The following is a 12,088-nucleotide window of genomic DNA, read 5'->3' as shown; positions in this document are numbered from 1 at the left end:
TTATCAAATAGCAAGGTGCTCCTAATTACCTCATTATTGCCAGAGCATAAAAAAGATGCGAGCTTTAGCATCGCTAACACGTCCGCATCCTATTCATTCATACCTTATTTATTAATGTCATTAAACATTCTGAAGCTCAGTCTCTGCCATTTCAAAACGATAAAACTCATGATGTAGCTCATCACGGAAGTGCTTGGGAGTAACCCCAGTGTATTTTTTGAAAATACGAGTAAAGTAGCTTTGATTACAGAAATGGAATTGATCTGAAATAGAAGTGATACTTTTATTTGTATGTCGTAGATAATATTGCGATTCTTCTACGCGGCGAACATTTAAATATTCAACTAGTGTAATACCGACATGTTCTCTAAAAATACGTGATAAGTGACTAGTACTAATATGGAAGTTATTTGCGATGCTTTCAACTGTTAGGTCATTTTCTAATTCATCATTTATATACATAATCACTTTGTTAACTGTCTGATGACGGAAAGTCGGTTGCTTGCGATCTGCGATAAAATAGACAAAGAAATCAATTAAATCATCAGCGAATTGTAAAAATTCAGCGTCTTTCATCTGATTTTCAATCATATCATTACAAGCAATGTTAAAGGCAAAGGCTTTTTTCGAAGGAACTTGATTGTCTAGCAATTTACGTGCAACAATTGACGACAGCACAGAAAAATAACTTCGAACCATTTTAATCACTTGCTTGCCAAAACGTATTGAAAGAATATCAATTAACTCATGCAAAGATTTCTTAGCCTTTGCAGATTCTAAATGGTAAATTTCAAATATTAATTTCGACTCAATATTAAAAAATTCTTCTACACCGATGTATTGATTAATATTATCGATTTCCTGGAAGTATCTTTTTGATATCGTTTCTGACATAGAATGTTGATGTAGTTGCATAATCTTCCCCATCTTTCCTCAGATTGCACGAATTACTTTTACAAAATTAGACATCAAATTACATATTTTAAATAAGAAAATAGTATCTCTTTATTTATTGTATGAATTGAGTCCTATTTCACAAATATATATTGAATACAACTTAAAAATAACCCAACTAAAACACCAGTTTTTAAAAAAATAGACTATACAGTGAATTTTACCATATTCTGCGATTTCCTTTCAACCACATTTTACGCTGCACTCTAGTTCTAATTTATCATATATGCACAGTAGAAACCTCGTAAACTTATTTCGCACAATTAAATTTTACCATATACATATTAAAAAAAATTAGTAATTAATTAAATTTTGTGACAAATTATGCTAGGTACTTTGCACGTTTTTTTTTCAACAATCAACATATCTCTTTTTTATTCCGAAATCTTCTCTATATAATTTATACGAATATGTAGTAAAATAGATGATAATACTATTTTTAAAAGTTTAGACGAGGTGTTAATAGTGGATCCAAAACAAATAGAAGAGATTATGGAGATTATTAAGGAGTTCTTTCCCGAAAATACTTCAATCGCAATTTCCGACACGAACGAATACTTGTATTACCAGCCAAGCAAGAAAGTTGATTTAAAAATCAAGCCGGGTGATCCAATTAAAGAAGGCTCAGCAGCCCACAAAGCATTAAGCTATGGGCAAAAAATTAGCTCTTATATTGAGCCGGATGTATTTGGCGTAGCCTACTACGGCATGAGTATTCCTCTTATGGAGGAAGGCGAAACGAAGGGGGCTATTACTGCGATCTTCCCACAAAAACCATCAGCATTTTTAACGAACTACATCACAATCAAGATAGATGATTGTTGGTACCCGATTAAACATGATCAAGTTATTTATCTTGAAACACAGCTCCGAAAAACATTTGTTAAAACTATGAGTCGTGAAGGCTACCACCGCTTAAACCTAAGTGATTTAGAGTTATTTTTAGCACCTGACTCATTCATTCGTTGTCACCGCTCTTATATTGTTAATATTGACTATATCGATGAAATTCAACCAGATTCACACTCAACGTTTTTATTAATCATGAAAGATGGTACTCGTATTCCTGTAAGTCAGCGCTATGCAAGTTACTTCCGTCGTTCTTTAGGTTTCTAATTAAAAAGTACAGCGAGCATTTAATTTATTCGCCCGCTGTACTTTTTATTTCATTTTTATATTTTTAGAATGAGGTTTTCTCTAAAAATTGTATAGCTCTACATTAAAACGTTTTCTCTGTCGAAAATTCACATTTATGCTCGATTTTCCTATTTTTTCTCAATTTAATGCTTATCCTAAAGTTTTTGTGACAAATTGGTGATAGTATTATTCAAATGGTTGGAGTTATACTACAACTAAATAAACAGAAAATTCTTGCACGTTTTTTCTAGTTTTGTAATCGGTTTCCATCAAAACTTTTTAGGGGAGGATTTTTTTAATGGATGCAAATGTTCAAAAACGCCTAGGTTTAAAAGAACTAGAAAGTAAAATTGTTACTGCTGATGAAGCTGCAGCACTTATCTCTGACGGTGATGTAGTTGGTATGAGTGGATTCACTCGTGCTGGGGACGCAAAAGTTGTTCCTATGGCATTAGTAGAGCGCGCTAAAAACGAAAATTTCAAAATCGATGTTTATACAGGGGCATCATTAGGACCAGAGGTAGATAAATACTTAGCTGAAGCTGGTGTTATCCGTAAACGTGGACCATTCCAAGGGGACGCTGGTATTCGTAATTTAATTAACTCTGGAGATATCCAATATGTAGATGCTCACCTTTCCCATAACGCTGAATTAGTTCGCCAAGGAATTATTGGACCAATTAAATATTTAATTCTTGAAGCAGTTGCTATTACAGAAGATGGATTCATCATTCCAACAAACTCAGTGGGAAACTCTCCGATCTTTGCGGAATACGCAGAAAACATTATTATTGAATTAAATATTTCACACCCTGAAGCTTTAATCGGTATCCATGATATTTATGTACCAGCAGAGCAAGGTAAACGTGAAGCAATCCCAATGACTGATGCAATGCAGCGTATTGGTGATATTGGTATTAAAGTTGATCCAGCTAAAATTAAAGCAATCGTTATTTCGGAAGAGCCTGATGCTCCTTCATTAATCGTTCCGCCAGATGAAGAAACACAAACAATGGCAAACATTCTATTAGACTTCTTCCGTGATGAAATTAAAGCTGGTCGTCTAACAAACCAATTAATGCCATTACAATCTGGAGTAGGCTCCGTAGCAAATGCTGTATTAGATGGCTTTGCTGATTCAGAATTCGAAGATTTAGTTGTAGCATCTGAAGTACTTCAAGATGCTGTATTTAACTTAATCGATGCTGGCAAAGTTAAATTTGCAGCGGCAACATCAATTACTCTTACTGAAGAATTACAGAAAAAAGTATATGGTAATTTAGAGAAATATGCTGATAAAATTTGCTTACGTCCACAAGAAATTTCTAACCATCCAGAGCTTATCCGTCGCTTGGGTTTAATCTCAATCAACACTGCTCTTGAGTTAGATATCTATGGTAACGTAAACTCAACACATGTATCAGGTACTCGTATGATGAACGGTATCGGTGGTTCAGGTGACTTTGCACGTAACGCTCGTTTAGGTATTTTTGTAACAAAATCCTATGCGAAAGGCGGAGCAATCTCATCAATCGTACCAATGGTTTCTCATGTAGACCATACTGAGCACGATGTTGATGTAATTGTGACTGAGCAAGGTATTGCTGACTTACGTGGTCTTGCACCAAAAGAACGTGTACCTTTAATTATTGAAAACTGTGCGCACCCTGATTACAAAGAGCAATTATGGGATTACTATAACCGTGCTGTAGAAGCAACTGGTAACCATCAAACGCCTCATATTTTAGAGGAAGCACTTTCTTGGCATGTAAATCTTGCTAAAAACAAAACAATGAAAAAAGAAGTGGCTCAAGCTTAATAACTGCGATTCCGCGAACGTCTAATAAGTTGAAAAAACTTATTAGACGTTCTTTTTTGTCGAAAATGATATAATAAAATCTAGTTATTTTGTAAATACATAATAGATCATCGGAGGAGCTATGAAAAAATTTATTTACGTCATTATTTTCTTTTCATTTTTTGATCTTTTTACCCAGCTTCCTGTTATGAGTACATATGCAGAATCATTAGGGGCATCTGCCTTTTTAACCGGTCTAGCAGTAGGTATGTATTCTCTATCCAATACATTTGGTAATATTATTTCTGGCTTTTTAACAGATCGTAAGGGACCTTTTGTAATTTTAGTTCTGGGTCTTTTGACAACTGGTCTATCTCTTTCTCTCTACAATTTAGTCGAGGATCCTACTACTTTACTAATTGTTCGTTTTGTTCATGGATTAGTAGCAGGTTTTATTGTCCCTGCTGCCTTCACATTTTTAGCTAACGCAACAGAACAGGAAAAAAGAGGAAAAGGTAGTGCTATTTCTGGTGCATTTGTCGGTATTGCTGCCATCATCGGTCCTGCATTCAGTGGTATTTTAGCAAGTCGTACTAGTGTACCGTTCGTCTTCAATATTACAGCCAGCTGTATGCTTTTATTAGGTATTCTTACGTTCTTTATATTAAAGTCCAATCAAATTAAAAAGGAGAAATCTACACCTAGTACACATATACCAATAAGTGTATTTTTCAATAATTCAGGCACATTGAAAGCATTTGCGGGTGCATTTTTTTTAATGTTCTCTCAGGGTGTTATTGCCTATCTACTTCCCCTAAAAGTGCAATCTTTAGGCTTTGATTCACGTTTAAGTGGAACATTGATGAGTGCATTTGGAATTATTGCTGTTCTTGTGTTTATTTTACCCACTAACCGAATTTTTGATAAGGTTGCCCCTATAAAGACATTATCATTAGGTATAGGCTTAATGGGCGTAAGCCAATTACTGATTAGCCAGGCTGATTCAAGTACATGGCTTTATTTAGCTATGGCCTGCTATGGCATTGGATTTGGCTTTTTATTCCCGTCCATTAACTCTCTTTTAATTGACTCTACAACTGCTGATATTCGTGGTAAAGCATATGGTTACTTCTATGCCTTTTTCTCACTAGGTGTTGTCCTTGGCTCATCATTGCTTGGTTGGCTATCATTAGGCATTGTCAGTGGCTTTATCTTTACAGGAATAGTCTTATTAGTATTTGCTAGTATGATTCTTATACCGTACAAAAGACCTTCTCATGCTTAATGAGAAGGTTTTAGCTTTATTTCTCTTGCTCCTGAATTTGTTCATTATAAAAATGAACTCCTGTATGACCGCCGCCCTCAGCAACCATTTCATTTGAAGCGATTTTCGTTGGCGAAGTCCCAGCCTCTGTAGCTACCTCAGTAGTTACTCGCTCTGCAACTCTGTTATCCATATCAATATTTGAAGTATTTAAATACGATTCAAATTTCGACCTTACATTATTAAACATATTTAATGCTTTTTCACGGTTTTCTTTTTTACTTAAATAAGATGCTGCTAATCCTGCTAATCCTGCAATTACAACACCTTTTCCTTTTCGTTTTGCCATTAAAAATCCCTCCTAAAATTATAAAAACTAGCTGTGTAGTTTATCTTTTCCCTATTTCAAGACGACTAAACATAAATTTTTTTTAACGCATTCGCATATATATTAGTGAGAAATAACTGTACTCTTTGCTTAGTCTTTTCACTACTTCAATTGCTTACTTTATTATATGTCATAACTTCAAATATATATTATTCTCCTACCAGCTGTTTTTGTATCAATAACGCCCTAGCGTAGCCTGAGTTCCTCTAATTCATGGGCATTTGTACGTCCACTGAATAGGAAAAAAAAACGCATTCATCCGACTCCTATAGAGGTGGAAGTATTCTTGTCGCTGCGCTTTCGCACAGTAAAATTTGCTGAATCAAGATAAAACGTAAATATTTTCTAACACGAAAAATAATTTTGTAACTATTTATGATTATAAAAGACAAGCGAAGGGAATTAATGAATTAATACTATTTATTAGGAGAGTGATGATATGAAAAATTTAGACTTAATATACGATTGGATAGATATGGCTTCATTAATAGGTGGAGCAGGCCTCTTAACAGCATTAATCTACAGTGTTATTCAATTGTAAGAAGCAGTTTGAAAAAAGTGAAAAGGCAATCCGCTTATCTTCCAAGCGGATTGCCTTATTTTTCATTGTTTTACATCATCATAAGCGTTTGATTTTTCAAAGGCCGCTACTACATAAGAGCACACAGCGTCCATTTTGTAATCATGCTCCCGAGCATATGCTGCGGCTTGATCTAACAATTCTTTAGCTACACCCTGACCGCGTAATTTATCTGATACATAAGTGTGATCCATGACCATTACTTGCCCATTTTGCTGCCATGTAATTTCCGCTAACTTCTCACCTTCTTGCTCATAGATGTAAGCAAACTGATTTCCTGCCAATTGCTGCAATTGAAATTCCATTTCTCACCACTCCTTTTCTTCAATAGTATCATAGCTGTTTCTATTTTTTCAAAGATAGCAGATAAGGAATTTCGGTGATTTCAATGTTGAAGAAATTTTGCAGAATCATTTAATTAAACCATGATGAAATCGTATCTTTTAAATTTGCAAAGAAATTTTTTACACTTGTCCAGAAGCCTTCATCTTCCATAAGTGACCCGAATTTCTCCTTAATGGTATTACTAATATCATCTAGTTGTTCAGACCATTTACTAAAATCAATATCTAATTTACTAATTTTGTCCATTAAATCAACAAGTAATTGTTGATCTTTTTCACTTAAATTAATATCAAGTTTGTTTAACTGCTCTTTTACAATTTTTTCAACATCTTCTCGAGTCGCTGGCTTTAACTCTGCAATGTCCTTTTTAATTTCTGTCAGGAGCTTCGCAACCTTAGCATCATCAACCCCTGCTGACTTTGCAAGAGTAGTAGCCACTGAGAGTTCCTCATTCGCTACATCTGTACGATCAATGTCAAGTGTTTCACCTGTTGTTACTTCATAAGCTTTATAAATTCCTACAAGCGCTGAATGTCCAGTTACTGCTTTTGGTGCAGCCACCTGTACAGTTGCATCTTCAATACCTGCCGTTAGCATTGCATTCGCATACATTTCTGATGTCACCTGTGTAATATTGGATGGCGTAACAATCTCAATGACCAAGCCTTCTCCTGCATTTTTACGTGTAATTTTTGCAGAGGAATACATACGGGAACTTGAATTACTATCTTTAATGTATTTAACTAAATCTTCACCTGATACAGTAATTTCTTCAATTTCAGGCTCTTCCTTCACTTTTAAAGATTTTTTAACGGACTCTTTTTCATCTTCAGATAAGTTTGCACCGTATACAACAATTGGAACACCTAGTTTTTCATCAATTGCTTTTGGAGGCGTATTGTCGGCTGCAAAGCCTGTTGTTGGTGCCATCACAGCAAATACTAACATCGTTGCGGCTAGTATTTTCATCCATGCTTTTTTCAAATTGTGCGACCCCTTTCGCTCGAAAACTCATTTGGCCTGTATAATGTATGTCATTATACAATAATTAGTACGAAAAAAAGACGAGAAGGTTTCAATCGTATCTCTCGTCCATTTCTTTACTTCGTATGGAAATTATCTACCACACCTTACATTAGGAACAAAACATTATATTTCTTCTGTCCAGCCATCTTCTTGTTTTACCCTACCAGCTTTCATTAAAGTCCCTATTGCACGTTTAAAAGCACCTTTACTCATATTAAACATTTCCTGAATTTCTTCTGGGGAGGATTTATCGCCAAATGGCATTCTACCCCCAACCTCTTGTAGATAATTTAGAATTCGTTGTGCATCATCAGAAATACGTTCATGTTTACGTGGTAATAGAGAGCCGTTCAGGGAACCATCATCTTTTACATCAATAATTCGTACAACTATATCTTGTCCAAGTCGTGGCTCTGTATTACGTTCTGATTCGTGGACAAAAATACGGTAAGGAATGTCTACACCTAGTAAAAACGAACCAACTGGCAGCAATCGATAAGGGCGTGCTGTTACATTTTTATTATGCATCTCTTCAAATGCACCTTCATATAGCTCAGAAACCTTTTCCTCTGTTGCTAAGCGTCCAAATAACTCACCATTGCGATCGGTACGTAATGTCATAAATAAATGATCTCCTGGTATTGGCCAAAGCTCTTTTAATGCAGGTAAGTCCTCAGCCTTTACTAGCACTTCACGTGAAGTACCGATATCTACATAAGCACCCTCACGCTCTACCACTTTCAGGACACGAGCCCAACCATACTCGCCCTGTACAAAAGACGGGATGGCTGTTGTAGCAGCCAATTCTCCACGGCGATCTACAAATAAAAATACTTCAAGGCGATCACCTACAGCAAGTGGCTCTGTTACCTCTGAAGCATTTAAAGGCAGTTCTTTAACTCCATTTGTTAAAATCCATCTCGATGCTTGTTGTTCTAATATTGTTAACGTAACAACTTCACCTGATTTTAATTCGTTCATATTGTCTTCCTTTCCTCCACACCATCATTTTCGCAAAAAATTTTATAAATTGTGTGTTCTAGATGCCTCTAATTTTTTCGCAATGTCTGGGTTTTCTTCCATTACTTGCACAAGATCTGCAATGCGGTCAATTGAGTTCCAACTTAAATGATGCTCGATTCCCTCTACATCATCATAAATACGCTCTTCATCTACACCAATGATTCGCAAAAATTGCTCTAGAAGCTCATGGCGCTGTACAAGACGTTTTCCAAGCTTTTCTCCTTTGGCTGTCAATGTGAGACCACGGTATTTTTCGTAAACTAAATAACCATCTTTATCTAATTTTTGAACCATTTTTGTAACAGAAGAAGGAAGAACAGATAATGCTTCAGCAATGTCAGACACTCGAGCATATCCTTTATGAGCGATTAATAGATATATTTGTTCGATATGGTCCTCCATACTAGGTGTTGGCATATCTTATTCCCTCTCTTTCCTATTCTTACTCTCTAGTTTACTACAAGCTTGGCTTAAAAGTTAACTGAAAATACATATGCCAGAAAATCGTTACATGTATAATACAAATTGTATCTCCTGAGAAGGCGTAACTTACTCGACCACTGATATTTCATCCTCCTATATCTAGCATAAAAAGAGCCTACTTCAGATAGAAGTGGGCTCTTCTTTATGTCGAGGATGCTTATTGACCACATGTAATGCATGAATAATTTCTCTGTTAATACGCTCTATATTTTCAGGTGTATTCATGACTCTAAATGCTTCATCTCGGGCTTCCATAGATGTAACATACTTACTAGGCAATGCATTTAATGTTAGTGCTACTGTGTCAAGTTCACACATTTCACATTTACAAAATGTTTGATATTCTGGTCCTCGTAATAGAAAGCTAACTAAACCACGCACAATTTCCTCTGTAACATTTACTAAAATAGGATCTGACATATTCAAACTTTCGCCTCATTTATGTTTAATTGTTACATTGTTCCTGAAATTATAATAGCGTTAACGGCGGGCTTTTTCAAGAATCCCTAGTAGCATCTATATCAACAAAATTACTAGTTCCTCGGTAAGATAAAATTCCTATACAACCTCAACATTTTAAATCCTATTTACTACTTTTTTATTTTAATTAATCGTAATGAATTAAAAACAACTAATAATGTTGCACCCATATCTGCGAAAATGGCAATCCACAAGGTTAACCATCCAGGAATGACGAGTAACAATGCTATTAATTTTAAGGCTAGGGCAAATATAATGTTCTCTTTAATAATGCGTAATGTTTTTCTGCTTAAACCAATTGTATAAGGAAGCTTCGTTAGGTCATCACCCATTAACGCTATATCTGCAGTTTCTAGAGCTGCATCTGTGCCAGCACCACCCATCGCAATACCGACATTAGCAGAGGCTAGGGCAGGGGCATCATTAACCCCATCACCTACCATTGCTACTGCACCAAATTCCGTTCGTAAGTCTTTAATAGCCATCAACTTATCAGCAGGTAATAAGCTTGCGCGCACATCTGTCATATTTAAAGAGGTTGCAATCGCTTGAGCTGTAGGCTCTGCATCACCTGTTAGCATTACTGTATGCTTCACTTTTAGAGCACTTAATTTACTCAGCACATCTTTACTTTCTTGTCGTAATTGATCAGCGATTCCAATCAAGCCAATAAATCGATCATTACTAACAGCTGCTACTACTGTTTTACCCTGTTTTTGTAGTTTCTTAACCTGTTCCGTTATTTTTTCATCAACTGCTGCTAGTGTTGCAATCCATTTTAAGCTACCAACATAGATAATCTGCTTATCAACCGTTGCATAAGCACCCTTACCTGTGACAGATTGGAAATCAGTAGGGTTCAGCTCTGTTAATTTTTCATCATGTAATTTCTTTAAAATTGCTTTTGCTAATGGATGCTGTGATTGTTTTTCAACAGCTGCTACTAGCTGTAAAACGTAATCCTGAGAAAGTTCCTCTGCTGTATAGATATCTGTTACAGCAGGTTGACCTTTTGTAAGGGTACCTGTTTTATCAAAAGCTACCGCTTCAATATGACCTAACTGCTCTAGATGTATACCACCCTTAACAAGAACGCCTTGTCGAGCAGCATTTCCAATGGCCGTAACGATTGCTACTGGTGTTGAAACAACAAGTGCACATGGACAACCAACAACCAGAACTGCTAATCCTTGATAAATCCAATGCTGCCAATCCCCCACAAAAAGAGGTGGGATAACTGCTACAAGTAATGCAACTATCATTATCGCTGGCGTATAATATTTGGCAAATCGATCAACGAACTGCTGTGAGGGTGCCTTTTCTGCTTGTGCCTCTTCAACGAGATGAATGATTTTGGCAATGGTTGTATCCTCCACTCGCTTCGTAACACGTATCTCTAGTGCTCCCTCTTCATTCAACGTCCCCGCAAATACTTCATCATCAATTGTTTTATTAACTGGAATCGATTCACCAGTTATTGCTGCTTGATTTACAGCAGATAACCCATTTATAACGATGCCATCCATCGCAATCTTTTGACCTGGCTTAACAATTAAAATATCTCCAATTTCTATTTGCTCAGTTGGTAACTCCATTTCGTGGAAATGTTCACCATGTGCTCGTTTTATCGTTGCCGTTGGCGGAGCTATATCCATTAGCTGTCGAATGGATTGACGCGCTTTATCCATTGAATAAGCTTCTAATGCTTCACTTACTGCAAATAAAAAGACAACAACAGCGGCTTCTTCCCATTCACCAATAATGGCTGCACCTATAACCGCAATAGTCATAAGTGTTTTCATATCAAATTCAAATCGAACTAAATTGCGGAAGCCTGTTTTAAAAATCCCCATACCTCCAACTAGAATCGCAATAATAAACATTCCAATCGGTAGTGGGTCTGTTTCACCACGCCATGCTCCAAAAATATAACCAAGCACTACAAATAATAATGATATGCCAGCTAAAATATTTTCCGTTTTTCGATAAAAGGGTATTGATTTTTCCAGAGACCTAGTTGGAGATTGTGACACTTTTATGCCATCAAAAGCACCCGCCTCCTCAATTTGATCAACGCTAATATCTCCAATAACTGTTATTTTAGAAGCACCAAAGTTAACCTGTGCATCTTGTACTTTTGGAATAGCTTTTACGTTTTTTTCAAATTTCGCTGCACAGCTAGCACATGACAAGTTTTGTAGTCTATATTCTTGTTTAGATGGTGTCGTTGCTGTCATTAGCTTTCCCCTCTTTCGCATGTTCATAGGCAATCGTTACAATTTGATACACATGCTCATCCGCTAAAGAGTAGTACATTTGCTTCCCTTTACGATACGATCTCGCTAAATTATTTTCTTTTAAATATCGTAAATGATGGGATGCAGTCGCTACAGATGAACCAATAATTGAAGCAACATCACACACACATAACTCATCCTCTACCGTTAAGGCAAAAGCAATTTTTAATCTTGTTTCATCGGATAATGCTTTCAAAAACTTTGCTACTCCTGATAAATCAGGCATTTGATTTTGCACCTTTATGACCGCTTCCTCATGAACCAGTGTTACTTCACATACTTCTTTCGGCATTTCCTCACCTCATTCAAATAT

Annotated in this window: 12 protein-coding genes; 3 read left to right on the top strand and 9 right to left on the bottom strand. The window is 36.1% G+C overall.

Features of this window, described 5'->3' with window-relative positions; translation table 11 throughout:
• Positions 1–120 precede the first annotated feature (120 nt).
• A complete protein-coding gene (locus AC2CGN_RS21240) occupies positions 121–915 on the bottom strand; it encodes a helix-turn-helix transcriptional regulator (RefSeq protein WP_283869812.1) in 795 nt (264 codons plus the stop codon).
• A gap of 504 nt (positions 916–1,419) precedes the next feature.
• Between AC2CGN_RS21240 and AC2CGN_RS21235 the strand changes: the two genes are divergently transcribed.
• The 3 genes from AC2CGN_RS21235 (at position 1,420) to AC2CGN_RS21225 (ending at position 5,174) form a co-directional block, all read left to right on the top strand.
• Positions 1,420–2,070: a LytTR family DNA-binding domain-containing protein gene (locus AC2CGN_RS21235; protein WP_054609424.1), complete on the top strand. Its 651-nt coding sequence runs from the start codon at positions 1,420–1,422 to the stop codon at positions 2,068–2,070.
• 319 nt (positions 2,071–2,389) lie between these two features.
• Complete coding sequence (scpC, locus tag AC2CGN_RS21230; RefSeq protein WP_286926294.1) at positions 2,390–3,910, top strand: succinyl-CoA:acetate CoA-transferase ScpC; 1,521 nt, start codon at positions 2,390–2,392, stop codon at positions 3,908–3,910.
• A gap of 121 nt (positions 3,911–4,031) precedes the next feature.
• Positions 4,032–5,174, top strand: coding sequence for an MFS transporter (locus AC2CGN_RS21225; protein ID WP_429983242.1), 1,143 nt, complete (start codon positions 4,032–4,034; stop codon positions 5,172–5,174).
• A 16-nt stretch (positions 5,175–5,190) separates the two neighbouring features.
• On the opposite strand, the gene AC2CGN_RS21220 is transcribed toward AC2CGN_RS21225, so the two are convergent.
• The 8 genes from AC2CGN_RS21220 to AC2CGN_RS21185 form a co-directional block, all read right to left on the bottom strand.
• Positions 5,191–5,502: a hypothetical protein gene (locus AC2CGN_RS21220; protein WP_283869815.1), complete on the bottom strand. Its 312-nt coding sequence runs from the start codon at positions 5,500–5,502 to the stop codon at positions 5,191–5,193.
• Positions 5,503–6,144: 642 nt separating this feature from the next.
• Entirely contained in the window at positions 6,145–6,426 is a 282-nt protein-coding gene (locus tag AC2CGN_RS21215) for a GNAT family N-acetyltransferase (protein ID WP_054771020.1), read from the bottom strand.
• A 109-nt stretch (positions 6,427–6,535) separates the two neighbouring features.
• The gene (locus AC2CGN_RS21210; protein WP_286926292.1) at positions 6,536–7,450 is read right to left on the bottom strand and encodes a DUF1002 domain-containing protein; all 915 of its coding nucleotides are present in this window, start codon (positions 7,448–7,450) and stop codon (positions 6,536–6,538) included.
• Positions 7,451–7,615: 165 nt separating this feature from the next.
• Positions 7,616–8,473, bottom strand: coding sequence for a CvfB family protein (locus AC2CGN_RS21205; RefSeq protein WP_283869817.1), 858 nt, complete (start codon positions 8,471–8,473; stop codon positions 7,616–7,618).
• Between the two features lie 42 nt (positions 8,474–8,515).
• On the bottom strand, positions 8,516–8,932 hold the full coding sequence (mntR, locus tag AC2CGN_RS21200; protein ID WP_283869818.1) for a transcriptional regulator MntR: 417 nt from the start codon (positions 8,930–8,932) through the stop codon (positions 8,516–8,518).
• 186 nt (positions 8,933–9,118) lie between these two features.
• A complete protein-coding gene (locus AC2CGN_RS21195) occupies positions 9,119–9,418 on the bottom strand; it encodes a late competence development ComFB family protein (RefSeq protein ID WP_376781256.1) in 300 nt (99 codons plus the stop codon).
• 170 nt (positions 9,419–9,588) lie between these two features.
• Positions 9,589–11,715: a heavy metal translocating P-type ATPase gene (locus tag AC2CGN_RS21190; RefSeq protein WP_484516073.1), complete on the bottom strand. Its 2,127-nt coding sequence runs from the start codon at positions 11,713–11,715 to the stop codon at positions 9,589–9,591.
• On the bottom strand, positions 11,693–12,067 hold the full coding sequence (locus tag AC2CGN_RS21185; protein WP_286926290.1) for an ArsR/SmtB family transcription factor: 375 nt from the start codon (positions 12,065–12,067) through the stop codon (positions 11,693–11,695). The genes AC2CGN_RS21190 and AC2CGN_RS21185 overlap by 23 nt, the downstream gene beginning before the upstream one ends.
• Positions 12,068–12,088: the final 21 nt, after the last annotated feature.

Source organism: Lysinibacillus sp. DFXJR4, from assembly GCF_057196045.1.
This window is presented reverse-complemented; position numbering and strand designations above follow the sequence as displayed.